This window comes from Alteribacter salitolerans (assembly GCF_016901055.1).
GTDB lineage: Bacteria > Bacillota > Bacilli > Bacillales > Salisediminibacteriaceae > Alteribacter > Alteribacter keqinensis.
This window is the reverse complement of the sequence record NZ_JAFEUX010000001.1, coordinates 358,574-385,107: the sequence shown is the minus strand read 5'-3', so window position 1 is coordinate 385,107 and position 26,534 is coordinate 358,574. Positions and strand designations below refer to the sequence as shown.

The following is a 26,534-nucleotide window of genomic DNA, read 5'->3' as shown; positions in this document are numbered from 1 at the left end:
TGTGGAACGTCTTTATTTATTTATGATATATAATAAGTGTAGGGAAAAATGCAAAGCCTGCAAAACGAAACAAATAAGCAATAGAGATTACATAATTGTCAGTTAGAGGAGAGAAAGCAGATGACTAAACGCACATTAGGTATAATCTTCGGAGGTAAGTCTTCTGAGCATGAGGTTTCCCTTCAATCGGCAAAGAATGTTTATGACGCCGTTGATAAAGAAAAGTATGATGTTGTTTTAATTGGAATCGATAAAGAAGGTAAGTGGCATTTAAACGATACCGGGAATTATCTTATGAACGGAGATGACCCGAAACGAATTGCCCTGAACAAATCAAACAAGGGGATTGCAGTTGTACCGGGTGAATCGGAAGATCAGTTTATCGAAAAATCTTCTGCCTCTGCACTCGAACAGCTGGACGTTGTCTTCCCGATACTGCACGGCCCACTGGGTGAAGACGGTACGATGCAGGGGATGCTTAAACTTGCAGGTCTGCCGTTTGTTGGTCCTGACGTACTCGGTTCTGCCGTAAGTATGGATAAAGATGTTGCCAAACGTCTGTTAAAAGATGCGGGCCTTACTGTTGCAGATTCCATTACTCTGAAAAAACATAAAAAAGATACGGTTTCTTTCGAAGAAGTTGAAGGAAAACTCGGCCTTCCTGTATTTATTAAACCTGCCAACCAGGGATCTTCCGTAGGTGTGAGCAGAGCAGGAACGAAAGAAGAGTATACAAAGGGAATTGAAACAGCTTTCCGTTTCGATAATAAGCTGATTATCGAGTCTGCTGTTAAAGGCCGTGAAATTGAGTGCGCAATCCTTGGTAATGAGGAACCGCTTGCCTCAGGTGTAGGGGAAATTCTTCCGCAGGGAGATTTTTACTCATATGAAGCTAAATACATTGATGAGAAAGGTGCCCTTCTGCAGATCCCGGCGTCTTTATCAGAGGAAATGATTAAGAAGGTTCAAGAAGAAGCGGTGAAGGCTTTTGAAGCCCTTGAGTGTGAAGGGATGGCCCGTGTTGATTTCTTCCTGAAAGAAAATGATGAACTTGTAATTAACGAAATTAATACGATACCAGGATTCACTAAAATCAGTATGTATCCAAAGCTTTGGGATTTAGAAGGAATCAGTTACCCGAAGCTTATAGATAAACTTATTGAACTTGCCATTGAACGCCATGTTCGGAATACCAGACTTGAAAGTAAATACTTCTGATAACCTGATACGACTCTTTAAACCGTTGAGAATATATTCTCAACGGTTTTTTTATAGATCCAAGGGCGGAGGTCTGACCATTAAAAGCAGGATAAATCCTCATTCATGTACCTTTATGCACAGGTCATTTATTGATTTGCCCATGGAAAAAAGTGTTATCATTCTTTTTAACCGGGAGAATCAGTGTGCTTATCGTATTTCTCTTTATTTTCCATAGAAAAAATAGGAATATTATATTGAAATCAAAACTTTTATTCACCCAGTAGCAGGTAAATAGATTCAAAATTCAGAAAACTTATTGTGCTAATTTCCTTTTCTTGCTAAAGTACATATTGTACTTAAAATTGAGAGGAGAAGGAAAATGAAATTAAAACATTTGCTTTTTGCTGCTTTAAGTTTGTCCCTGGTTATTCTGTTTCTGCCTGGTATGATTGGACATGCTGACAGTGACTCAAAACACAAGGAATATCTTGTCGGGTTTGAGCGTGGTCCAAACGCATCTGCTGTTCAAAATGCCGGCGGGGAAGTGCTTCATGAGTTTGAATACATGAATGTTCTTCACGTTAAGCTGCCTGAACAAGCTGTAAAAGCATTGGAGAACAACCCGAACATTGCCTATATTGAGGAAAATAAAGAGGCAAAAACACTTCAGACAACGCCTTGGGGAATCCCTTTCATCTATGCAGATCAGGTACATAATCGCGGTACCTACGGGCAGGGTGTGCGTGTAGCTGTCCTGGATACGGGAATCGCCACTCATGCGGATCTTAATATTCGCGGTGGCGCAAGCTTTATTCCAAACGAACCTACTTATCAGGATTTTAATGGACACGGTACCCACGTTGCCGGAACGGTAGCTGCACTCAACAACAGTTATGGTGTTATCGGAGTGGCTCCGAGTGCCGAACTTTACGCAGTAAAAGTTCTGGATGCAAATGGAGGAGGTTCTCATGCCTCTATTGCTCAAGGAATAGAGTGGGCTGTTTCCAACAACATGGATATCGTGAACATGAGTCTTGGCAGCCCGCAAGGTTCAACAACACTTCAACAGGCTGTAAACAATGCCCATAACAGCGGCGTACTCCTTATAGCTGCTGCAGGTAACTCCGGAACAAACGGTTCTCAAAATACGATGGGCTATCCTGCAAGGTACAGTAATGTTATGGCTGTAGGTGCGGTTGACTCCAACTACAACCGAGCATCATTTTCAAGTGTTGGAAATGAACTTGAAATCATGGCTCCGGGAGTAAGTATTCAAAGCACATACTTAAGTAACTCATACCGGGCTTTAAATGGGACATCAATGGCAGCGCCTCACGTAGCAGGAACAGCTGCACTTGTGAAACAGCGTTATCCTCACCTTACGAACTCACAGATTCGTAACCGCCTGAATCAGACCGCCATTCCGTTAGGCAACAGTTTTTATTTTGGGAACGGTCTCGTAGATGCTGAAAATGCAGCAGGTTACCTGAACTAAACGAAACGAAGTCTGTCTTAACCGGTGAAAAAACACCTTTTAAGACAGACTTTTTTATTGTTATGGGATGTTTGCAAGAGGGTCGAAGAGGGAAAAACATGTCAGAGGTGAAGCGAATGAAAAAGATGGATTTATGCCCCAAAAACAGGCGAAACTGTGTTTCTTCCTTAGATGGAGAAGCAAAGAAACATGCTACAGATCCTCTTCCCTATACAGGTTCGGGGGAAAAAGCCCTGCAGAAATTACACGACCTGTTAAGGGAAACGAATGATTGTGAAGTTGTCCGCAGTGAAAGTTATTATCTTCATTGTGTATTCAAAACAATAATATTACGGTTTAAAGATGATGTGGAATTTATTATCAATGAGACTAACGAGGTTATCGATGTACGTTCGGCTTCAAGGATCGGGCATTATGATTTTGAAACAAACCGGAAACGAATAGAGGAAATCAGACAACAATTTAGCGAGGCGTAAAAAACGTGCCGACATATCAGCTGCCGGCACGTTTTTCATCTGTATTTGGTTTTGTTTCTCCCATTTCATAAATCTTATATTGCTCTTCGTTTCTTTCATTGGCTTTTTTTGTTGAACGTTTTAACAGGAAAACGGTCAGCCAGGTTACGAAGAACAAAGCAATCATGGCGAAGTAGGCATATGTGAAATCCTGAGTACCATCAGGAAACGTAAAAATGTCCATACAGTCTCACAACCTTTCAGTCAGGCTCCTATTAGTATAACAGAGAGGAAACTTTCTTTCACTCCTCAGAAATTTCATCCAGTGTTTTATCAAAACTCGGGGCAAAATGTGTGAGGAAATAATGTACTTCTTCCATTTCCAGAGATTGAAGGGTATCTTCAATCTGACTTTTGGCCACAGCAAATTCCCGGTTTCCTGCCTGCAGTTCACTCATGCATTTTAAGTAGGCGTCCAGCAGGTCTGCCGCTTTTATATAGCGGCTCAGCTCTGAGCCATCTTTGTCTGCAATCAATTTCTGATACACATGTTTTAAATCAGACGGTGCTTTATTAACAAGTTTTTTGGCAGCAAGGTCTTCAATGTCCCTGAAATTCTTAAGCATATCACTGTTGTGATGTTTCACGGGGGTGGGGATATCTCCGGTAATAACCTCGGTCACGTCATGAAATAACGAACGTGTGACGGCTTTTTCCGTATCAACGGACTTATGAAAAACTTCATTTGCAATTGTACATAAGGAATGTGTAATAATGGAGACATGAAAGGAATGTTCAGCCACGTTCTCTTTCATCACATTACGCATCAGGCTCCAGCGTTCGATATAGCGTAAACGGTAAAAATAGGCCAGTAAATGACTTTCCAACAGGTTCACTTCCTTTATTTAAACTTCCAACGATTATCGTACACCAGTTCGCAACCTGAAGCAATTGAAACAGGCAGTAAGAAAATGGCTGTTACAAAGATCATTATTGAATAAACAGCCATGTGGAGGAAGCCCCTGGACCGTCTGCGTAAAGGAAAATCTAACTTAGCAGAGCTAAGAAAATAAAGAGAAATGTCGAAAAGTGGACTTAATGGTTGCCAATTCAGGAAAAATGCATAATACTAAAATAGTAAAATTAATTGATGTTTTGAGGGATTGTACAATGACAAAAAACGAAATTTATGAAGAACTGCTATCTATTTGTGAAAAAGAGAATGTATTAAGAGATGAACCGATGAAGAATCATACATTAACAAAATTAGGCGGCAAAGCTGATTTTTTTGTCACTCCTGTTTCGTATGATCAGATGAGTGAGATTGTTGCCTTTACTTATAAAAATGACGTGCCGTTTATGCTTCTTGGCAACGGATCGAACATGGTAGTAAGAGACGGTGGTATCCGTGGTATTGTTGTACAGTTCAGCAAATTGAATGACTTGTACAGTACAGGGACGCAGGTTGTCGCGCAAGGAGGGGCCAATATTATCGATGCTTCGAGACTTGCGTTAAAGGAATCTCTGACAGGGCTTGAGTTCGCATGCGGCATCCCGGGCTCCATTGGAGGGGCAATGGCCATGAACGCAGGGGCATATGGCGGAGAAGTAAAAGATGTGATTGACCATGTGACTGTGGTTACAAAAGAGGGGAAGCAGCTGAAGCTTACGAAAGAGGAACTGGAGCTTGGCTATCGTACAAGTATTATCGGAAAAAAAGGACACATGGTTGTTGAGGCTGTATTTAACCTTGAAAAAGGGGACCCGTATAAGATTAAAGAAAAGATGGATGATCTTACTTATCAGAGAGAATCGAAACAGCCTCTTGAGTATCCATCTGCCGGAAGTGTATTTAAAAGGCCGCCCGGATATTTTGCAGGAAAGCTGATTCAGGACAGTGGATTACAGGGAAAAGGTGTGGGTGGTGCTGAAGTATCCACAAAACACGCCGGTTTTATTATCAACAAATCAAATGCAACAGCTACAGACTATATTTCAACGATTCAAATGGTAAAAGAGAAAGTAAAGGAGACATTTGGTGTTGAATTGGAGCTGGAAGTAAAGATTGTCGGAGAGGATCCGGCGGAATAACAGCAACAGGAGAACGCTAACCTTGATTGTCAGGCGTTCTCCTGTTCTTTTTTCATCAGGCTTTTAACATGTGCTTTTGGCTCCCAGCAGTTAAACTTATAATCAGGACGGGTTTCAAAGCCCAGACGCCTGCATTTGTAGTAAACCCTCCCGGGGATTTTGATTACCTGGAAGTGACTGCAGGTCGCGCAGCAGTGATAATCTTTCATAATGGATCATACTCCCCTTTGGTGTAGTCTGACTTTATTGTATATTCTGAATCTGTGCGAATCAATAATTTGAGGATGTGAATCTGATTGAAATACATTTCACTATGCCCTAGTAACACAGAGCTTCTCCATTACCTTGATCTTATCCCAAACGTTGCAGGTATTGATGACTTTTCCGACTGGCCGGATACAATTAAGGAGCTTCCAAGACTCGGACCTGACCTTAATATTAACATGGATAAACTCGAATCTCTCAAACCGGATCTTGTTTTTGCTTCGTTATCTGTTCCGGGTATGGAAAAAAACATTGAAGAACTGAACATGCGCAATATCCCTTATGTGATCGTTCCCAATCCCCGCACTCTGAAGGAGGTTGCTGATGCAATCAGGTTTGTCGGACGAGAATCAGGGCGGACAGAAAAAGCAGAAGAGCTGGCTGAGAAGTTTAATGAGATCCTTCACCAATACGAGTCAATCAGCAGAGAAATCAATTATACATACTCAATCTACTGGGAATGGTGGCCAAAGCCCGTATTTACACCAGGTCATCATAACTGGCTGACTGAAATAAGCAGACTTGCAGGTGGGGAAAACGTTTTTTCAGACAAAGAAACAGAGAGTGTTCAAACGGAATGGACAGACGTTTTAAAACGGGACCCGGATGTCGTTGCTGTAGTATGGGTCGGGGTACAGCAAAGTAAAGTGAACAAAAACGTTATTCTGAAACGCCCGGGTTGGAATGACATGAATGCAATCAAGTATAAACGTCTGTTCGTCCTTGATGAACCTTTGTTCTGCCGTCCGTCTCCCAGACTCCTCCTTGGCCTGAGTAAGCTTGCGAGTATCCTTCATCCTGAGAAGTATCCTCTGTATACAGGGGAAGATCTGCTTTTAAAGTAAGACTGTAACAGGGGTCTTTTTTGATTTACCAAGAGTGGTGAATGAATCGACAATCAAAAAAAGAGAGCAGGAGGGATTGGATGTCTTTAAAAAGACTGGTTATTGCAGGGACGGAAAGCGGGGTTGGAAAAACGACAGTAACAATTGGCTTAATGGCGGCTTTTATTAAAAGGGGATATAAAGTACAGGGCTTTAAATGCGGTCCTGACTTCATTGATCCTTCCTTTCATACCGCTGTTACCGGACGTGCCTCCCGAAATCTGGACAGCTGGATGCTTACAGATGAGACCATTAAAGAGACACTCAGCCGGGAAAGCCGGAGTTCAGATATCTCCATCATTGAAGGCGTAATGGGGATGTTTGATGGGGTAATGCCGGACTCTGACAAAGGGAGTTCCGCTCACATTGCTTCTATTACAAACTCACCGGTTTTACTCGTCGTTGACTGTGCTGCTCAGGCGAGAAGTGCTGCAGCAGTCGTAAGGGGATTTCAAGTCTTTTCTTCAGACACTGAAATTGTCGGCGTCGTCGCCAACCGTGTAGGGAGTGAAGGCCATTTCAGGCTGATTCAGTCAGCTGTCGAAAAAGAATGCGGCATTCCTGTAGTGGGCTACCTCACAGAAAGTATGAATGTTAACCTTCCTGAAAGACATCTCGGGCTTATTCCCGCAAGTGAGCATCATGAGATGGAGGTGTATAGTCATACACTCGGTGAGTCTATTAATCAAACCTTCGATCTGGATTTGATTTACCGGCTGGCTGAAGCCTCGTCACTTGAAGTTGAGAGAGAATGTTATCAACCGGAAAAAAGGATAAAAAAGGCCACAATTGCGGTTGCAAAAGATGAGGCTTTCCACTTTTATTACGAAGAAAACATCGAACTGCTACAACAATCCGGTGCGGAGTGCATATATTTTTCTCCTCTTCATGACAAAGAGATCCCATCCTGTGATGGGATCTATATTGGCGGCGGTTTTCCTGAAGAGTTTGCCAAACAATTATCAGAGAATAAGTCGATGAGGGTATCAATTGCTGAGGCTGTAAAAAATGGAATACCTGCAGTCGCAGAGTGTGGAGGTTTTATGTATTTTTGTGAGGAGCTGATTAATATCAGAAATGAAAGATATCCGATGACCGGAATACTTAAAGGGAGCACACGTGTTCATAAAATGCTGCAAGCGATCCGTTATGTTGAACTGGAAGGGGAGGAAATCCGTTTTTTACCGGAGGGAAGTAAGGTGCGGGGTCACGAGTTCAGATATTCGTCGTATGAGGGTGATAAATTGCCTGAAACGCCAAAACATGTTCTGGCATCATACAGTCACCTCCATTTTGGTTCCTGTCCTGAACTTGCAGAAAACTTTGTGGTGCAGTGCAGTAAATATTCATGATGAAATTAGAAGAGGGAGCCCGGATATCGGACTCCCTCAATGTTTATTTAAGTTATTAGAAAAACCCTCGACTTTAAGCCGCGGTATCTTTTCTGTGTTGCCTACTGTATTCTTAGATAATGAAAACCCTGCCTCTTTTTCATCCTTGCGACTCCTGGGTCGCGCCAGTGTAAAAAAGAAATACTGTTTTCACAGATGCCAGTGTTGAATTGCTATATGGTTCCGTTCATGTAACATCCAAAGTAGTATTGCGAAGATTTATTCATAACTTATGCTTCTAATATGAGAAGCAATACAAGTAATCATACATCATATTATAAAATAATGCAAATTCCCTGAGGAATTTAGAAAAGAAATGCTAAATTACACATTACCCCTTTGCTTTCTTTGGGAGATCGTGCTACAATAAGATTAATTATTGATGTTCGGATATTATTCATTGAAAAGAACTTTCAGCAAGTGATTTCATCTTGAATCAATATTAAGAGCAAAAATAGTAATACAATTGTGGGTACAAACAAACCCACGCAGGAGGCACATACCATGGTTGAAGGTACAGTAAAATGGTTTAACGCAGAAAAAGGTTTTGGATTTATCGAAGTAGAAGGACAAGACGATGTATTCGTACACTTCTCTGCAATCCAAGGCGATGGTTTCAAAACACTTGACGAAGGTCAAACTGTAACATTTGAAATCGAGCAAGGTCAACGCGGACCTCAAGCTGCTAACGTTCAAAAGTAAGCAGCATTAAAAAATCCCCCTCATTTACTTGAGGGGGATTTTATTTTGTCTGTATAATAAAGGAGCAAGGGGGGAGAAAAAATGCAAAAAGAAGATCACCGCTTTTATGCAAAATGGATTGGGGTCAGACAGAGAGGAAAGAAGAGGTACATCCTTAATCAGGCGCTTATAAATGGTACCGTTGCTTTCGTGGGACTGATCTTACTGGCTGGTTTTTTACAGGACGGTCTTACAGTTGAATACTTTACAAGTGAAACATTTATGAGTAATGTATTATTTTTTGGTGTTCTTTCCCCTATATATGGATGGACAGCAGCTCGTTCCAGGTGGAACAGAAATGAAGACAGGTTCGATGATTTAGAGCGGTTGAATGCCGCTGTAAATAAAGATCACCACTAAAAAAAGCAAGCCCCGAGGTTTTGGGGCCTGCTTTTTTTATGCTTTTGCTGCTAACTTCTTCTTCTTTTCTTCACGCTCACGCATGCTCTTGTTAAGGATCTTCTTACGAAGACGAATGGACTGAGGTGTTACTTCACAGTACTCATCTTCATTCAGGTATTCAAGAGCTTCCTCAAGAGTAAGAATCTTAGGACGCTTCATTGTTACTGTGCTTTCTTTTGTAGCAGAACGGATGTTTGTCTGCTGCTTAAGCTTTGTAATATTAACCGTTAAGTCGTTATCACGGTTGTGCTCACCAACAATCATACCTTCGTAAATTTCTGTACCTGGTTCGAGGAAGAGGATACCGCGCTCTTCAACACCAAGCATACCGTATGGCGTTGATTTACCTGTTTCCATGGAAACAAGAACACCCTGCCGGCGGCCGCCGACCTGGCCTTCTGCAACTGGGCGGTAGCCATCAAATGTGTGGTTGAGGATACCGTAACCTTTTGTCTGAGCCATAAATTCAGTTGTGTAACCAATCAAACCGCGTGATGGAACGATGAAGTCCATGCGAACCTGGCCGTCACCTTTGTTGACCATGTCCATCATTTCACCTTTACGCTCACCTAAAGACTCCATAATTGCTCCTGTGTACTCTTCAGGGACATCAACCTGAGCACGCTCTACTGGTTCACACATAACACCGTCAACTTCCTTAATAATAACTTCAGGTTTAGAAACTTGAAGCTCATAACCTTCACGACGCATGTTCTCAATCAGGATGGACAGGTGAAGTTCTCCGCGTCCGGATACTTTCCATACATCAGGCGAGTTTGTGTTTTCAACCCGGAGACTTACGTCTGTTTCAAGCTGGGTTTTAAGGCGCTCTTCAAGCTTGCGGCTTGTAACATAGTCACCTTCGCGACCGGCGAACGGGCTGTTGTTTACAAGGAAAGTCATTTGCAGAGTAGGTTCATCAATACGGACAGGTTCAAGAGGTTCCTGGGCATCAACCGGACAGATCGTATCACCGACCATGATGTCTTCGATACCAGCGATCGCAATAAGGTCACCGGCTTTTGCTTCTTCAATTTCCAGACGTTTTAAGCCCAGGAATCCGAACAGCTTGGTAACGCGGAATTTTTTTACGGAGCCGTCAGCTTTAATGAGGGCTGCCTGATCGCCGGTACGAATCGTCCCGCGGAATACGCGTCCAACCCCAATACGGCCAAGGTAGTCATTATAGTCAAGCATCGTCACCTGGAACTGGAATGGTTCTTCACTATTGTCCTGTGGAGCAGGGACAGCATTTACAATTGTTTCAAAAAGACATGTCATATCATCGTCTTGTTTGGCAGGGTCTTCACTTGCGGTTCCCATGATGGCAGAAGCATACACTACCGGGAATTCGAGCTGGCTTTCATCAGCTCCGAGTTCAATGAAGAGATCGAGAACTTCGTCTACGACTTCTTCAGGACGAGCTGCGTCACGGTCAATTTTGTTAAGGACAACAACAGGCGTGAGTTTTTGCTCCAGAGCCTTCTTTAATACGAAGCGAGTCTGCGGCATACAACCTTCATATGCATCAACCACAAGTAATACACCGTCAACCATTTTGAGAATACGTTCTACTTCGCCACCGAAGTCGGCGTGTCCGGGAGTATCCATAATGTTGATTCGCGTATCTTTGTAATTAACGGCTGTGTTTTTCGCAAGAATCGTAATTCCGCGCTCTCTTTCAAGGTCATTATTATCCATAGCACGCTCATCGACAATCTCATTATCTCTGAACGTACCTGATTGTTTTAGTAATTGGTCAACCAGTGTTGTTTTTCCGTGGTCAACGTGGGCAATGATGGCAATGTTTCTTAAGTCGTTACGTAACTTCATTTTTTCAAATCACTCGCTCTCTACGATTTCACTAACTGTCCAATTATATCACAATAACAGGATTACTCCTACAATTGTTTAGTATCGGCCACTATGATTGATTTTAAGCCATTGAAAAGGAAAACAAAAGAGGTGTAGAGAGAGACAGGTAAAGAGTTTGTAAATCATTTGACGTGAAAGGTGAGTATGTTATGGTAATAATTAACTCAAAATATGTCAGATAAATTTAAATATTTAAAAAATGTGTTTGTTGTTGTTTCAGAAAGGGTAAAAACTGATAGCTTGATTAATTAAAGGAGGTGTTTAAGTGGAGGAATACGGGTTGACTGGAGCTACGGCATTCTGGCTCTTTGTACCGATGGCGGTATTAATTGCATTGTCTGTTATTACATTCTTTACTGAGAGGAGAGAATAGCTGGTTTGAATATTGCAACTTTAATTACGTTTATTGTTTATTTGGCAGCCCTTCTTATTATTGGTCTGATCGCATACCGGATGACGAATAACCTGTCCGATTATGTGCTGGGAGGAAGGCGTTTGGGCGGCGGGGTTGCAGCCCTCAGTGCCGGTGCTTCCGACTTGAGCGGGTGGCTTCTGCTCGGCCTGCCGGGAGCTTTATATGCTTTTGGAATGAGTGAAATGTGGATCGGAGTCGGACTTGCCATCGGGGCGTACATAAACTGGCAGTTTGTAGCGAAAAGGCTCCGGATCTACACAGAAGTCGCAGGTGATTCCATTACTTTACCGGATTATTTTGAAAACAGGTTTCATGACCGTTCAAAAGTACTTAGAATTTTATCAGCAGTCTTTATTTTGCTTTTCTTTGCGTTTTACACGTCAGCAGGACTTGTAGGGGGAGCGATTCTTTTTGAAAACTCCTTTGGTCTTGAGTACACTGCAGCGCTTTGGATCGGGGCAGTTGTTATTATTTCCTATACGTTTCTGGGAGGCTTTCTGGCAGTCAGTTGGACGGACTTTTTTCAGGGAATACTCATGTTTCTTGCGATTATTATTGTACCGATTGTTGCTGTCAGTCACATGGGTGGCTGGTCAGAAACAATGGGCCATATCGGGAACGTAGATCCAACTCATCTGGATGCTTTCTCAGGTATGACTCTGGTAGGTATCATCTCTTTACTTGCATGGGGCCTTGGCTATTTTGGACAGCCTCATATCATTACACGGTTTATGGCAGTTAAGTCATCAAGGGAGATACCAAAAGCGCGGTTAGTCGGTATGACGTGGCTTGTCATTTCGCTTGTTGGAGCCATGTTTGTCGGACTGGTAGGGATTGCTTACTTTGAGAGCTTTACTTCACAGCCGTTAAATGACCCTGAAACGGTGTTTATTGCCTTTACCCAGGTACTGTTTCATCCGATTGTAGCCGGGTTCCTGCTCGCGGCAATTTTATCTGCCATTATGAGTACGATTGATTCCCAGCTGCTGGTGTCTTCGAGTGCCCTTACAGAAGATTTTTACAAGTCATTTTTACGAAAATCCGCATCTCAAAAAGAGCTTGTTTTAGTAGGGCGGCTCGGGGTGGTATTGATTGCTCTTATCGCCATTGCCCTTGCCTACAATCCGGACAGTACAGTTCTTGATCTCGTGGCTTATGCATGGGGCGGTTTTGGAGCTGCATTCGGTCCTGTTATTATCCTGTCCCTTTTCTGGAAGAGAATGACGAGGAATGGAGCGGCTGCAGGTATTGTCGTGGGAGGTCTGACTGTTATTTTATGGGCTAATCTCGATGCTGTCGGTCTTACCGGAGGCATATGGGATTTATACGAAATTGTTCCAGGCTTTGTGTTAGGATGGGCGGCCATAATGGCTGTCAGTTTAATCGGAGAGCCCCCATCCCGGGAGATTCAGGAAGAATTCGACTCTGTCAAAACATCTAATATTTAATGATAAGAATATGTTGGTCTGAAAACTGCAATTACAAGCCCGGCACGAAGGTATAATTCGTGCCAGGCTTTTTTGTGCAAATTAATATAGGAAAGCTTTTCTGGAGAATAACAGACATGAAAACCGGGTATATAAACGTAGGCACAGGAAAGAACCTTATTTGTGTAGTATACTCAGACTGAGTAAAATGAGGTTACCAGACAAGACGAGCAGACAAAAGGTGGACTTTTTGTGTTAAGAAGGGTAATGAAGCTGACATTTTTACTTTCCATACTATTCTTTGTACCGTTGGTGATATGGATGAATGTGACAGGGACCAATATTTTTCAGCCTGCTACGACCTGGGAAGAGTACGAATCCCCGGAAGAGGCCGGCTGGGATGAAGACAAGCTTAATGAAGCGAGAGCTTATTTTAACTCACTGAACTCAACTGCAGGGATAGCCATATACAAAGGTAAAGTATTGTTCAGCTGGGGTGATGTGGCCTCAAATACCAATGCCCACAGTGTACGTAAAAGTATTCTGAGCGGCATGTACGGCCCCTTTGTAGAAGATGGAACAATTGATTTGAGCAGCACGATGGGGGAACTGGGAATTGTAGACTTTCCTCCTTTGACAACCCTGGAAAATCAGGCAAAAATTAAGCACCTTATGACGTCCAGCTCAGGAGTTTATCTTCGGGCCGGGGAAGAATCCTTTGCCATGAGGAGAAAGCGTCCGGACAGGGGTTCTCACGCTCCAGGCTCTCATTTTTATTATAATAACTGGGACTTTAATGTATTGGGAACGATCTTTAACAACAAAGCAGAGGTAGATTTGTTCGAGCATTTTGAAGACACAATTGCTGATCCTCTTGGTATGGAAGATTTTTCGTTGAATCATACAGGGTACAGAGAGGAAACGGGCAGATCCATCCACCCTTCATACCTTTTTAAGATGAGTGCCCGGGACATGGCAAGGTTTGGACAGCTTTATCTGCAGGAGGGCGAGTGGGAAGGAGAACAGATCATTCCCCGTGAATGGATTGAGACGAGCACTTCCGTTCAGGCTCCGGTCCCCGGTAACAGCATTTTTGATTATGGTTTTATGTGGTGGGTAGCCACAGAAGAACCTTATAAAAGCCTTGGAATGTATTCTGCTGTTGGGCGCTACGGACAATCTATTGATGTTATTCCTGAAAAAGATCTCGTATTCGTCCACCGTGTGGATTCTGACCGCCTGGCATTCCGCTTTTTAAGAAGAGGTGTTACCCAGTCACAGAGACTCTATCTATTAAGGATGATCCTGGATGCTAAAATAGGGGAGGAAGTCCCGGACATCCACTAAACTCGGCTTTTTAAGGAAACAAGTATTACAGTGTCAGGCTGTTCTTAAAACAAGTTAAAGTGCCGGAGACTCCTTCTGACAGATGAGTTTCGCCGGCAGCGGTAATGGGAATTCAAGAATACGAAGAAGGGCTTGTTCTCTATTTTTGCAGGAATAAATAATTCGAAAAAACATGGAGTTAACATGAAAACGGTGCATTTCAAAAATTGAAATGCACCCTCTTTTTTATATTCTCGGTTTTAATTGTTCTTCGGGTTCCCTCTCAGGTGTTTTTGGCGGTTTACCGTCTTTACCGACACCGATTTTTCCTACAAAGTACTTACCGTGTTTCCAGCGGGAAGCAATCATCATGGTGCCCATGGAACAGAAAAGACTGAGGAAGAAGAGGATAAAGATATAAGTAGCTCCAAAACTCAGTCCTGACTGCCTGACGAAAAGGTCAATGGTGTGAATAAAAAACATATGAAGCAGGTAAATACCAAACGAATACTGGCTGATCTGGATGAGAAATGGTGGTATCGTCTTTATCTTTTGTCCAATGTACATGATAAAGAACATGATGGCCACAGTATGCAGCAGAATATCCACCCGTTTTGAACTGTGTACGAGAAGGATATTATTGTGATAAAAAATAAGCAGTAACGTTGTAGAGACTATAGGTGCGGCTATAATAATTTTCCGGTATTTAAAAACCCAATCTCTAAAGGTTTCATAATAATGTCCGCAATAGTAACCTACGGCAAAATAAAAGATCCACCCGAAAAAAGGTACCCAGTAAAAACGATCCCAAATATAGTGGACAACCGGATGGGAAATCGGTGCAGCTGTCATATTAAACAACGCCAGATAAGCAATATTTATACTCAACGCCAGTGGAATGACAACTTTTGGGTCTGCTTTTCGTAAATACTGATGGAAAAGTAAATGAAGAATATAAAACTGAAAAATAATGAGTACAAAGTATCCATGAAAATCTCCGATCACTACATTCATCAGAAACTTTTCTCCCCAGGCACCAAAGGTTGTTGCATAAGGAAGAGAGTAGAAGAAAGCCATAAACAGAAACGGAACAAAAATGTACATGAAACGCTTTTTCATAAACCCGTCAGGAATAGGACGATTGCGGTAGGAGTAGGCAATAATCAATTCTGACATAAAGATAAAAACCGGTGTTCCAAAGTACAAAAATACCTGAATGGAATCAAAAATCGTAACCATCAAAGGACCGATACCCTGCAGATAAGACGAGCGCAGGGCAATATCAATTGAATGAAGGAAAACGATACACATACAGGCTATACTGCGGAGTACAAAGATCTCATCAATCATCCTTCTTGTTTTCATAGTATTCCACCTCTTAAAAGGTTTGACGCACGCACTGCAAGTTACCCGTCATTATCATATGTTTTCCCGTTATCGTCAATGATTGTCACTTTTTTTTGATAAAATTACAAAATCCATTTTTGAGGAGGTTAAAAGCTGGTTGTCAGTACGATTTATTGGGTGTAGAATTATTTAGAAACACGAAGTGAAGAGGGGACAGGCCAATGAATTCATTTTCCGAAACATTTATAGATACACTGCTTAAAAAGTATGACCACACTCTGACTAAACAAGGCGTAAACGGTGAGCGAATAGCAAAGCGACTTGGTGCACTCTCGGAAATTGGGCTTACACCGGATTCTGGGTCAGGCCGTATGGGCTTTTCCAATGAAGAGAGAGCTGCAAAAAACCTTCTTATCCGCTGGATGAAAGCGGCGGATCTCGAAGTCAGGGAAGATGGGGCTGGAAATGTAATCGGAAAGCTTGAAGGTTCTGATATGAAGGACCGCGTTGTAATGGCTGGGTCCCACCTGGACAGTGTGCCGAACGGGGGACACTTTGATGGGCCTCTGGGTGTTCTGGCAGCACTTGAAGTGGTGGAAGCCTGGACGGAAAGCGGGTACAAGCCACCTAAGACATATGAACTTGTCATTTTTTCTGACGAAGAAGGTTCCAGGTTCAAGTCAGGATTAACGGGCAGTACAGCTATGACAGGACATACCAATCAAGAGAAGATGAGGGCAGTTAATGATGTGTTCAGCACCCCTTTTAAAGAGGTTCTTGAGCAGGTTGGCTTGAAAGAGGAAGGTTTCTTTCATTCGTCACGGGACTTTTCTGATGTAGAAGCGTTTTTTGAAGTTCACATTGAGCAAGGCAAAAGGCTGGAGAAGGAAGGACTCCCAGTAGGGATAGTTTCAGGCATCGCCGGACCTTGCTGGCTCCAGGTTAGCTTTAAAGGGAAAGCCGGTCATGCAGGGAATACACCTATGGACGACAGACAGGATGCTTTAGCAGCTGCCGGGGATTTTGTGAGGCAGGTTTACTCTGCACCTGCTGAGGTCAGCACTTCTGCAGTGGCAACGGTCGGCCAGCTGCAGGTCTATCCTAATGGAATCAATGTTATTCCTGGGGAAGTGGTCATGACTGTTGATATCCGTGACATTCATAAAAAAACGAGAGACGAACTGGCAAATCGGATAAAAGAACTAGCTCGACAGACTGGGGAAAAATACAATACGGAAGTTTCTTTTGATGAAAAGGTGCGCATTCCTCCGGTGCCTGTTCAGGAGTCGGTTCTTAGTATAGTAGAAGAAGCTGTTGCATCACTTGACATCAGGCCTGTGCTTCTCCCGAGCGGTGCAGGACATGATGCCATGATGATTGGAAGGTGCGTACCTGTAGGTATGATCTTCGTTCGAAGCCTTGACGGTGTGAGCCATCATCCTGCAGAATGGTCTTCATTAAACGATTGTGTTCTTTCCATTCACGCTTTAAAAAGAACTATAGAATTAACGATGGAAAGAGGGATCTAATGTCACGGGGGTTTACGTATGCTCTGCTGTTTTTCGTGATGATTATCTGGGGTATGAATGTAGTAGCGGTGAAATTCCTTGTCGAACATATCTCCCCTGTGGCAATGCAGGGTGGAAGAATCTTTGTGGCGGGAATCGCTGCCATTACCGTGTTGTATTTCCGGAAAGAATTACGAAAACTCACTTCAAAAGAGTACCTGCTTATTATGATCATTGCTGTTTTCGGACAGTTAAGTCACCACGCCCTTCTTGCTGTCGGGCTTGTTAATACAACGGCTTCAAATGCGTCATTGATCCTCGGACTTATTCCCATAACAACAGCAGTACTGGCAGTTATCTTCTTAAAAGACCGCCTTACTTTTCTGCGGCTTCTCGGTATCGTTACAGGTTTTATCGGGGTTGCCCTTGTCGTGCTTCAAAACGGAGACAGTGTCATCATATCCCGTGGAGACCTACTCGTATTTGTTTCTATGGTTTCACAGGCAATCAGCTTTATCTTTATTAAAAAGTTAACAGCAACAGTCTCTTCCAAACAGCTCACGGCAGTCATGCTTCTGATTGGTTCCTTATTACTAATTGGGATGAGTATGGTATTTGAGCCACAAGGGCTGAGTACGTATACCAATCAGACAGCCATCGTATGGGGAGTCTTTTTCTCATCAGCGATCCTTGCTACTGGACTTGGACATATTCTCTACAATGCCGCTATCCAAAACATTGGTGCAGGTCAGACAGCGATTTTTAACAATCTCGTTCCTTTTTTTGCTCTGATCGGATCATTCTTTCTTCTTGGTGAAACCATTCATGGATACCAGATTTTCGGGTTCCTCTTAATTGTTGCAGGTGTCTTCCTTGGCACCGGATATGTTGATACGAAGATCAGAAACCGCCATAGGAAAAAAGCAGCCTGAACAAAAAGACAGTGGGGTAACCTTCACTTAACAACGCTCTGTTAAACTCATGTGTTGATATCCGCTAAACACCTAACAAAACAGTCTTTAAAATAGACGACTCCATCAGGGATTATGGAGTCGTCTTTTCGTGATTTAATTAGACAGCTTTCCGATAAATTACGCTTGCCGGCCCCACCGCGGAAAGAGAAGGGACACGGGCTTCAACTGTATTTACCGTATTTATGAGAAAGATTAATGGCACCAATTTTTATCTGAAAGGTGCTTGATCGATGAGCTAACCTGTTGAGGTTGAGGAACAAACTATTACACCAGAATCTCATTCAGGACTTTGTCTTCATTAACAAAGGCCAGTGCTTTTTGATGGTAAGTCCTGTCATGAAGATAAGTATACCGCTCAGGTTTAATATCCGGTGACAGCCGTACGGCTTCCTCAACAGTACTTTTTGGAATGGCGAGGGTTTTTACATAATCAAAGAATCCCGTTCGGGAGAATACTTTTCTCATCCTTTCTCCTCGGTGATCCTGAACATGGGCCATAATATAAGCACCTAATCCAGTCTGCAGCCCATGCATCGCAGGCTTTTTGAACAGACGGTCCATAGCATGGGAAATCAAGTGTTCAGATCCGCTGATGGGGGCAGTATTGCCGCTGATCACAGTAGAGATTCCTCCCATTGTAAGAGAGCTGATGAGTTCTTTTAGGAAAACCGGATGATATAAATCATTCATAGGTGTTCTTACAAAGCTGTTTACTGCTTTTTTACTGATCATGGCAGCAAAGGGATTGATTTGATTCTTCTTATGGGAAGATTCAAACTCCCAGTCATATAGTGCTGTAATGTTAGACATGAGATCCCCGGTTCCTGCAAGAATAAAAGGAACCGGGGCTGTTTTTATAATATTCAAATCAGCAATGATCCCAAATGGGACGTGGGCAGGAATGGTTGTTTTCTGTCCTTTAACCACAAGAGAGCAAGTACTGCTGGAAAAGCCATCATTGGAAGGGGAGGTCGGCATGCTGATAAACGGGATTTTTCTGAGGGAGGCGATGAACTTCCCATAGTCAATAATCGTACCTCCGCCCATTGCGATAATCACATCAGGGGCGCTGAACTGAAACGCTTCTTCCGTAAGCTCAAGCATGGACTTCGGTCCCTTGATGATTTTCGGATGGATTTCGATTTCTTTTACTGAATCAACAATTCTGTTCTCGTAGGCTGAGAAGGCAAAATCATCGAAGAACATGACTGCTTTGGTAAAAGCAAACGGCTTTAACAGCCGGTCCAGGTCAAACGCGAGCTCATATCCGATTTCAAGTAGGGAAGGGATGGCAATGTTTGTTGGCTGCATGTCTTATCCTTCCCCGGTCACGACCTTGCTGTCGATGAGGTGTGCTTCCACTTCTTTAAAGGAAGAAACGGGAATAAAAGGTACATTTCTCTCTTTCAGAATTTCCTGAAGGACACCGATGGCATAGGTTGTATCCGCATAAACTGCAGGGTGGGAATCAGGCTCACTATCCCCGATAAAATCAACGGTTTCGTATTCTTCTTTTAACTTCTTAATGACTTTTGATTTATCAATTCCGTAACGTTCATGATAATGCCAGTTTGATTCTTGCACGTTCATATGTACGTTTTGTTCTTTATAAAAACCTTCGTTGGAGAATACAGGTACATTTGTAATTCCGTATTTTTCGAGAGTATGTTTAATGTAATAGTCTGTCCCGGCACTCAGGATGAAAAAGTCACCGCCGTTCTCCTGGACCTTGCGGATAAAATCAGGTACGTGGGGGTCGATTGCCATATCATAAATATCCTGAATGATTTGCTCTTCCTCCTGGTTAATGGATTTAAATACCCGGCTTAAAAAATCAATATCTTTTACTTTCTCTGATTTCCATTCATCATACAGCGTTCTACCCTCAGGAAAATACTTTTCAATTACCATCCAGTAAAAGTCCTGTTTCGAGATTGTTCCGTCAAAATCTGATACAAATGCCCATTTTTTCATCGTGAGGCCCCTCCAATCTTTGTTGTGATTATTTTAACACACGTTTTTAGGAAACCTGGTTTTCAGCATCCAAAAATAAAAAAACAATGGTTGAGCCCTTTGTGGGGGCACCATTGCTTTTTATAAACTTCAGATTACCTCAGGCTTCATTAGCCAGCACGAGAGGCTCTTCTGCTGCAGTACGCATCATATGAAGACTGTACATGTCTTTAGAAATTTCAAAGAGGTCGTACTGGTGGGCACCTTTATTAATCTGACTGACCAAAATAGGGTGAGTGGCTGAAACCTCCTGAACATAAGGGAGCTTTAAGACCGCCTTTCTTGATCGCTCATTCGTATTCCGCACCTTCATATAAATACGTTCGATGTTTCCTGAAAAGAAAAGCTCATCGAAAAATACCGACTTCGCCTTTTCATTGTAGCCCATCCCATGGTAGGGCTTTCCGATCCATGTACCAAGGAATCCTGCATTGTTCTGAATGTCAAACAAAGTAATGGTTCCAATCGGGGTGCCCCATTCATCAATAATCGTTCTCGAGATAAGCTCTCCCTGTTCTTCAGCTTCGATAAGCTGCTTTGTTACGAATAAATACTCTTCAACACTTGATGCCCGATGACGCACAAAAGGGAAGACATCTGGATGCACCAACAAGTTGAACAATGCTTCGCAATCGCTGAGATCACGTTTCATAAGCATGTTTACCCCTCCTGTGAGGGCAGTTCAACAAAAGCCGACCACCCTCGAAATTTTTAATGAAAAAAATTCCGGGGTGGGAATCGAACCCACTAGAACCAGCTTGCTGGTGGCGCACCATTTGCCTTCCCTAAATAATCCGTTGATTATTTAAGTGATATTCAATTTGATTTCTCACTTACCATTTGTATCATACTAAAATATATATGAAAAAGATACTGGTTTTTGTTTAGGTTTTTTATATTTTTTTTTGGTGCTTTTCCGTTTCTTTAAGGGTGAAAGCCTTCTCAATCGTTGGAAAATTCGTTATAGTGGTATGTGAAAGAAAGGGGCAGTCCCATGACCTTAATTGTGAAGGATCAAACAAAAAACCAAAGCGATCTCCCATATACAATTGAAGAGCAGTTCCGCCTGCAAAAGCTGACTCGCAAATTTTCATCTCCGTCGTTCGAGGTAGCCTTTTGCGGACATTTCTCAGCTGGTAAATCAACATTGCTTAATCGTCTTGTTGGTGCGGAAATTCTCCCTACCAGTCCGATACCGACGAGTGCAAATGTCATTGCGATTGAAAACGGGGAACTCGGCTTATCTGTTCAATCAAGAGGTAATGACGAAAATCAGGTGTTTAAAGGAGAAATCCCATGGCCTAAGGTAAGAGAATGGGGAATGAACGGCCATGATATTTCCGGTCTTACTATTACAGGACCATTTCCGTTCCTTGGAAAGCACAGCAGGATCCTTGATACTCCCGGAGTGGATTCCACAGACGCTGCTCACGAGGCTGTGACTCTAGAGCAGCTTTACACAACGGATGCCATCGTTTACGTAATGGATTATAATCATGTTCAGTCAGAAACGAATCTTTACTTTCTGAAGCAGTGTTCCATTGAGAAAAAACCTGTTTTCCTTGTGATTAATCAGATTGATAAGCATAACGAAGAAGAGGTATCAATCGAAGAGTTTAAACGTTCTCTTAACACTGTTCTTGATAAATGGGGTATTCAGACTGAGGATGTCTTCTTTACAACAATGAAAGAACCATCACATCCCCTTAATGAATTTACCCGTCTGGAAAGTATGCTTAAAGCCATTTTGTTTCATGGAGAAGAACTCTTTGAACAATCGGGAATCCGCCTTCAGCAAGGCTTCCTTAATGCGGTCCAATTAAGGCTTGAGGAAGAGAAACAGGAGAAAATAGAAGAAGTTAAAGAAGAAATGGAAGAGAAGGGGTTTGATGAAAGCCAGCTTTCTGAGAAAAGCATCCTGCAAACCCGGATCGATCAGCTCTGTAACTATGAAGAATGGCTGAAGCAGTCATTTCAGGATCACTTTAAACGGACGTTCTCAAACGTAACTCTGTTCCCTTATACGACAACCGAACTTGCTGAAAACTGGATTGAGTCCTTGAAGCCGGGGTTTAAGGTAGGTGTCCTTTTTACTAAGAAAAAAACAGAGGAAGAAAGAGAGAACCGTTTTAATGATCTTGTAACTGAACTTGAAGATAAGGTGAAAACATTATTATTTTACAAGGTGAAAACCTATTTACAGGAGCTTGACCGAACAAAACTCACCAATAAAGATGCATTTGAAACGGCACTTTCAAAATTTCAGGTACCGGACTTAAGCATCATACTTCAGCAAAGTGTTAAAACGGACCATACGGACCGACAGTATGTGCGCACGTTTACCTCTCAGGTGACGGGTACAGTCGTACGTGATATTCAGGATCAGGCAAATTCGTTATTAGCTTTATATGCTGCGGGGATGGAAAAACAAAATCAATCTGAGCTTAAAGCTTTGAAGGAAAAACAAACGAACCTTGAAGAGGTTGAGGTATTTGAAGAAAAGATGGATTCTTTGAGTACCGAGTATGACCGGATAATCCTTCTGGTAGACAAGAAACGCTCAGAATTGAAAGAAGACAGCCATTTCAGGAAAGCACTTAAGGAGACCATGAAAAAAAGCTATCCGGACAACGGGGATACTTTGGCTCTCACTGAAATTGAGCTTCCGGAAGAAAGTGTGATCGCAACGGATCAGCAAGACCAAAAAATCAAGCGCGAAAAGACATTTAATGAAAAAAGTACGGCGCAGTGGCTGGAAAAAGTAAACTCGGTAATGTGTGAGTACCAAGACGTTGCATTACTGTCCAACGAACGAAAGCAGCTTATGGAGAGGGTGGAACGATTTAACAATCAGACGTTTATTGTTTCGTTGTTCGGGGCTTTCAGCGCTGGAAAATCAAGCTTTGCGAATGCGCTTCTTGGAGCAGATGTTTTACCCGTTTCCCCAAATCCGACGACAGCCACGGTTAACACTGTTCAGAAAAGTACCGATGAGCACGCTCACGGGACAGCTGAGGTCATCGTTAAATCTGAGGATACCATTGAAAAAGAAATTAAAGCTGTATCCAAGGAGATTGGTGCTGATCTCACCCTGGACACGATTAAAAGCTGGAAGGCGAGTAAGAAAGGCTACGTAACGAGCACGCAAAAAACGTACGCAGAATACCTGGAAACATTACGTGACAGTCTGCTGGCGACCAAGTGGGAGCTTGGATCCACGTTCACCCTTACTCACGGCGAACTGAAACCAGTCGTAGCAGACGAAGCGTATGCCTGTCTTGTTGAGCAGGTTAACCTTTTTTATGACTGCAAGGTAACAAAAAGCGGTGTTGTTCTTGTTGATACTCCTGGGGTCAATTCGATCCACGGCCGACATACAAATGTAGCCTTTAAGCAAATGCGCCAGTCTGACGCAATCTTTTACCTTACGTATTACAACCATGCATTTTCAAAAGCAGACGAGTACTTCCTGCAGCAGATGGGCAAGGTGAATGAGAGTTTTACCGATGACAAATTGTATTTTGTGATCAATGCTTCTGATCTTGCCTCCAGTGAAGGAGAGCTCAATGGCGTTCGTAAACATGTCAAAGACCAGCTTGTGCGCAATGGGATAGAATCCCCACGTCTGTTTCATTTATCAAGTAAGGAAGGACTCAGGCTGAAAAAAATCAGCACCAGGATGTAAGAGACCCTTTCAGCGAATTTGAGCATACCTTTTATACTGAAACGATTGATGAGCTGAAGAGGCTGAGTGCAGAAATGATAAAAAGCCAGCTCTCAACGTTTGTGAATAAGGCAGATGAAAGCCTGGCCTTTATGAACAGTAAGAAAGAGGATCAAAAGCAGGAGCACGAGAGGATAAAAGGAATTGTAAAAGCAGAGAAATCAAGAGTGTCTGAAGCGAACTTCGATTTTGTAAAGCAAGATGCAGGAGAAGAGTTCGAGCAGCTTATGATCTATCTGCGGGAACGGATGCGCTATGTTCTTTCCGATTATTTCTCAACATCCTTTAACGTGACTGTACTAACCGGAAACACAAAAGGTGTATTGCATGAACAGTTTAAAGCAGCTGTAAAGGAATGGATTGGCTTTGGTGAACAGTTTTTGTCACAGGAGCTTGAAGCAACATTCATCAGAATGGAACAAAGAATCGCCCGGCGTGTGGACAATTGGATTAAGGAGGAAGCAGGTGTAATCCAGACAAAGCTCCCTTATCTCTATATTGATCACCAGGTCAAACCTGCTCCTGTAAGTCCCGAGCGGCACACACTTGACCTTTCCATCGATGCAGATTTCTATACATCTATGCTGAAAACAAAGAAGGATATTTTCGAAAATGGACGGCTGAAGGAAGTAAGAGAGCAGTTGATCAGCGAAGGTCATAAAAAAGCGTCATCCCTCTTGCAAGCTTCCATGTCCGAGTTTAAAGCGGCAATTGAAGCATCCGTGTCTGAGCTCGAGGATTCGGTCAAAGAAAAGGTGATTGAAGCAATTGACCTCGAACTCACACGATTTGAAGCCTTGTTCGATTCAAGCGAACAGCACAGGCTGCTCAAAGAAAAAGACGAGTTGTCAAACCTTTTGTAAAGTCGATTGGAGCGGAAATGAACGTTCTTGTTTAAAGACTCGGCAGGAATGCAAAGAACCCCTTTCTCATAAGTGTTAAGAGAGAAAGGGGTTTTGTCGTGTACAGGCTGAAATCATTTCTTGAATGGATGTTCAAAGATCCTTCACAGGACGAACATAACCAGCTTCTGAAAAAAAAGAAGGTAAAGACCGGCGTAAAAATGGAATCTCTTCACCGCTTAAAGGAAGAGCTTACAAAAGAAATATACCAACCTGCTGTGACGTTTCAGGAAGACAGGGAGAGAATCCGTGCCATTCGTGAAACGACAAGGGGGCTTAATCGAAATAATGTAATCAGAACCGAAGCCTATTTATCTTTTTACAACAAGCATCCTGAAGTTCACTGGGCTTTCCTCGCCCATATGGTTTCCAGAAATGGCGGTTGGAACATGACAGACCTGAAAGGAAGCTTACTTCAGGCTTTTATACCTAAAAAGGACCAAATTCACTATTTTCAATTTCTTGAAAAGGCAAATCAGCTCATTTTTGACGATGCATATTTCCAGCTGCTCGTGTATGAACAAGTAAAGCAAATGGGTGATGACCGGCCGTTATCATATTTACCATTGTTAAATGTATCCCGGTTCATGTGTGCCGTGTGGCGGACGTTTCTGGCAACAGGGGACAGTGCCTTTCTCACCATAGGTCTGATTATTAACGAACAGCACCTTATTGAAAAACCGGTCATCCAGCATCCTGTGTTTCACGAAACTGTTTTTAAATCCTGGCAATTTCAGTTACAGGATCTATTATCGCTTACCCGGGTGATATTTCCTTATGAACTGAAAGGGAGGATCCGTCTAAGCGGACTGACTGTCAGCAGCTTTGATGAAGTATCTGAGCGGATTACGATCGGGAAGAAACTGTATTCTCTTCTTTTTGACACGCCTTTGTTAACTGTGGGGGCATTGTCTTTTGCCAACAAAGTGCCCCATACGGCTTCACGTTCAGATTACTGGCCTCACATGTTTTCAAAAAACAGGGAGAGTGTAACAGGAAAGGAATGGCACAGCTGTTTTGAGAATGCCGATCCTTTCCTTTACAGCCCGGTATTAACTGATGCCTGGTCTGATAAGAAGCCAGTGGCTTCGTATAAAAAAGACTGGTTTCATAACACAAAGGTACCAGACTATTTCAGTTCTGCATCAGTACCCGGGAATATTGATGTTACGAGCGATTATTGCGAAGCTCTCAGGCAGATGGTGCTGCTTAAAGAAGCAAAGTCTGCAGTCTTTTAGGCTTTTGATCGAAGAACTGGCATTGTACAGCAGCGGAAAGATCCACCTGATTTTATGATTTCTGAGATATCCACTTCAATAACATGATACCCCCGTGAGCGTAATTCTTCATTTACCTTCTTGTTTACCGGCAGACTGAATACTTTACGATCACCAATGGAGAGGACATTTGTACCGAGTGTAAACTGCTCTTTTTCACATACCCGTATACAATCATAGCGGGACGTCAGCATTTCCTCATCGAACTCACTCATAACCCCTGGAAAAATAATTGCCTCAGAAGGGCTTAATACATTAAAGATACAGTCAAGGTGCAAATATTTGTGGGGGAAGGGGATTGATGTGACAGCGTACTGGGGAAGAAGACTCTGCAGATGTTCAATGGAACCTTCATCTGTACGCTCACTCACACCTATGTATATGTTGTGTCCGTCGATCACCACATCGCCACCTTCAATTTTATCACCGAGAAGATTATAATAGCTTATTTTGGACTGTTTTAGCCAGTCTTTCAAATGTTCTTCCTCACCGTGCCGCACCTTTTGAGCCATTTCTGATACAAAGATGGTCTGGCCAAGTGTGAAACCGATATCCCTTGTAAAGACTTGTTCGGGAAAGTGTTCCTTAGGTTCGAGATGGATGACGTCCACACCGTGCTTTTCCAGTTCGGAAGTGAAATCACGGTGCTGTTTGAGGGCGAGCTCAACATTCAGCCCTTCTTTTTCATATTTTTTTTGTGTTTCATTTATCACATCACGTATTGCAATATGATGCGGTTCGCAGACAGCTACTTTTTTCAATGCTCCATACTCTGTATCACAAAAAGATTGTTTTTGTTGTTTCAAGATAACTCCTCCTCGCT

General features: G+C 42.7%; 23 protein-coding genes. 15 read left to right on the top strand and 8 right to left on the bottom strand.

The features are described from left to right. Positions 1-120 precede the first annotated feature (120 nt). From ddlA to JSY36_RS01780, 3 genes are all read left to right on the top strand, one after another. On the top strand, positions 121-1,218 hold the full coding sequence (gene ddlA, locus JSY36_RS01790; RefSeq protein WP_205165000.1) for a D-alanine--D-alanine ligase: 1,098 nt from the start codon (positions 121-123) through the stop codon (positions 1,216-1,218). Between the two features lie 361 nt (positions 1,219-1,579). Beyond that, positions 1,580-2,695, top strand: a complete 1,116-nt coding sequence (locus JSY36_RS01785; protein WP_205164999.1) for a S8 family peptidase — start codon at positions 1,580-1,582, stop codon at positions 2,693-2,695. Between the two features lie 116 nt (positions 2,696-2,811). Next, the gene (locus JSY36_RS01780; RefSeq protein WP_205164998.1) at positions 2,812-3,171 is read left to right on the top strand and encodes a DUF1499 domain-containing protein; all 360 of its coding nucleotides are present in this window, start codon (positions 2,812-2,814) and stop codon (positions 3,169-3,171) included. Positions 3,172-3,187: 16 nt separating this feature from the next. Here JSY36_RS01780 and JSY36_RS01775 read toward each other — a convergent pair whose 3' ends face one another. Beyond that, on the bottom strand, positions 3,188-3,394 hold the full coding sequence (locus JSY36_RS01775; RefSeq protein ID WP_122896830.1) for a hypothetical protein: 207 nt from the start codon (positions 3,392-3,394) through the stop codon (positions 3,188-3,190). Between the two features lie 58 nt (positions 3,395-3,452). Further along, positions 3,453-4,037, bottom strand: coding sequence for a 5'-deoxynucleotidase (gene yfbR / locus JSY36_RS01770; RefSeq protein WP_205164997.1), 585 nt, complete (start codon positions 4,035-4,037; stop codon positions 3,453-3,455). A gap of 283 nt (positions 4,038-4,320) precedes the next feature. Between yfbR and murB the strand changes: the two genes are divergently transcribed. The 5 genes from murB (at position 4,321) to JSY36_RS01745 (ending at position 8,881) form a co-directional block, all read left to right on the top strand. After that, entirely contained in the window at positions 4,321-5,241 is a 921-nt protein-coding gene (gene murB / locus JSY36_RS01765; RefSeq protein WP_205164996.1) for a UDP-N-acetylmuramate dehydrogenase, read from the top strand. 296 nt (positions 5,242-5,537) lie between these two features. Then, positions 5,538-6,350 carry a cobalamin-binding protein gene (locus JSY36_RS01760; RefSeq protein WP_205164995.1) on the top strand — a complete coding sequence of 271 codons (813 nt, stop codon included), beginning with the start codon at positions 5,538-5,540 and terminating at the stop codon, positions 6,348-6,350. An 80-nt stretch (positions 6,351-6,430) separates the two neighbouring features. Continuing rightward, positions 6,431-7,741, top strand: a complete 1,311-nt coding sequence (locus JSY36_RS01755; protein WP_205164994.1) for a cobyrinic acid a,c-diamide synthase CobB — start codon at positions 6,431-6,433, stop codon at positions 7,739-7,741. 543 nt (positions 7,742-8,284) lie between these two features. Then, positions 8,285-8,482, top strand: coding sequence for a cold-shock protein (locus tag JSY36_RS01750; protein ID WP_122896836.1), 198 nt, complete (start codon positions 8,285-8,287; stop codon positions 8,480-8,482). 81 nt (positions 8,483-8,563) lie between these two features. After that, positions 8,564-8,881 carry a hypothetical protein gene (locus tag JSY36_RS01745; RefSeq protein WP_122896837.1) on the top strand — a complete coding sequence of 106 codons (318 nt, stop codon included), beginning with the start codon at positions 8,564-8,566 and terminating at the stop codon, positions 8,879-8,881. Positions 8,882-8,917: 36 nt separating this feature from the next. On the opposite strand, the gene typA is transcribed toward JSY36_RS01745, so the two are convergent. Beyond that, positions 8,918-10,756, bottom strand: coding sequence for a translational GTPase TypA (gene typA / locus JSY36_RS01740; protein ID WP_122896838.1), 1,839 nt, complete (start codon positions 10,754-10,756; stop codon positions 8,918-8,920). A 420-nt stretch (positions 10,757-11,176) separates the two neighbouring features. Here typA and putP point away from each other — a divergent pair, with 420 nt between their 5' ends. Further along, positions 11,177-12,661, top strand: a complete 1,485-nt coding sequence (putP, locus tag JSY36_RS01735; RefSeq protein ID WP_122896839.1) for a sodium/proline symporter PutP — start codon at positions 11,177-11,179, stop codon at positions 12,659-12,661. 231 nt (positions 12,662-12,892) lie between these two features. Beyond that, a complete protein-coding gene (locus JSY36_RS01730; RefSeq protein ID WP_336511422.1) occupies positions 12,893-13,987 on the top strand; it encodes a serine hydrolase domain-containing protein in 1,095 nt (364 codons plus the stop codon). 225 nt (positions 13,988-14,212) lie between these two features. Here JSY36_RS01730 and JSY36_RS01725 read toward each other — a convergent pair whose 3' ends face one another. Beyond that, a complete protein-coding gene (locus JSY36_RS01725; RefSeq protein ID WP_205164993.1) occupies positions 14,213-15,331 on the bottom strand; it encodes an acyltransferase family protein in 1,119 nt (372 codons plus the stop codon). Positions 15,332-15,534: 203 nt separating this feature from the next. On the opposite strand from JSY36_RS01725, the gene JSY36_RS01720 reads away from it, so the two are divergent. Further along, on the top strand, positions 15,535-16,842 hold the full coding sequence (locus JSY36_RS01720; protein ID WP_205164992.1) for a Zn-dependent hydrolase: 1,308 nt from the start codon (positions 15,535-15,537) through the stop codon (positions 16,840-16,842). After that, positions 16,842-17,753: a DMT family transporter gene (locus tag JSY36_RS01715; RefSeq protein ID WP_205164991.1), complete on the top strand. Its 912-nt coding sequence runs from the start codon at positions 16,842-16,844 to the stop codon at positions 17,751-17,753. Before JSY36_RS01720 ends, JSY36_RS01715 begins: the two co-directional genes overlap by 1 nt. A 306-nt stretch (positions 17,754-18,059) precedes the next feature. Here the strand turns inward: JSY36_RS01715 and JSY36_RS01710 are convergent, their stop codons facing one another. From JSY36_RS01710 to JSY36_RS01700, 3 genes are all read right to left on the bottom strand, one after another. Further along, on the bottom strand, positions 18,060-19,106 hold the full coding sequence (locus JSY36_RS01710) for an iron-containing alcohol dehydrogenase family protein (protein WP_205164990.1): 1,047 nt from the start codon (positions 19,104-19,106) through the stop codon (positions 18,060-18,062). Between the two features lie 3 nt (positions 19,107-19,109). Next, a complete protein-coding gene (locus tag JSY36_RS01705; protein WP_205164989.1) occupies positions 19,110-19,769 on the bottom strand; it encodes an MtnX-like HAD-IB family phosphatase in 660 nt (219 codons plus the stop codon). Positions 19,770-19,908: 139 nt separating this feature from the next. Beyond that, positions 19,909-20,466, bottom strand: a complete 558-nt coding sequence (locus JSY36_RS01700; protein WP_122896845.1) for a GNAT family N-acetyltransferase — start codon at positions 20,464-20,466, stop codon at positions 19,909-19,911. A gap of 336 nt (positions 20,467-20,802) precedes the next feature. Between JSY36_RS01700 and JSY36_RS01695 the strand changes: the two genes are divergently transcribed. The 3 genes from JSY36_RS01695 to JSY36_RS01685 all read left to right on the top strand — a co-directional run bounded on the left by JSY36_RS01695 (position 20,803) and on the right by JSY36_RS01685 (position 25,672). Beyond that, complete coding sequence (locus JSY36_RS01695; protein ID WP_205164988.1) at positions 20,803-23,493, top strand: dynamin family protein; 2,691 nt, start codon at positions 20,803-20,805, stop codon at positions 23,491-23,493. 74 nt (positions 23,494-23,567) lie between these two features. Further along, complete coding sequence (locus JSY36_RS01690; protein ID WP_205164987.1) at positions 23,568-24,395, top strand: hypothetical protein; 828 nt, start codon at positions 23,568-23,570, stop codon at positions 24,393-24,395. Between the two features lie 98 nt (positions 24,396-24,493). After that, a complete protein-coding gene (locus JSY36_RS01685) occupies positions 24,494-25,672 on the top strand; it encodes a DUF2515 family protein (RefSeq protein WP_205164986.1) in 1,179 nt (392 codons plus the stop codon). Here the strand turns inward: JSY36_RS01685 and JSY36_RS01680 are convergent. Further along, positions 25,669-26,517: a dimethylarginine dimethylaminohydrolase family protein gene (locus JSY36_RS01680; protein ID WP_205164985.1), complete on the bottom strand. Its 849-nt coding sequence runs from the start codon at positions 26,515-26,517 to the stop codon at positions 25,669-25,671. The genes JSY36_RS01685 and JSY36_RS01680 overlap by 4 nt on opposite strands. Positions 26,518-26,534: the final 17 nt, after the last annotated feature.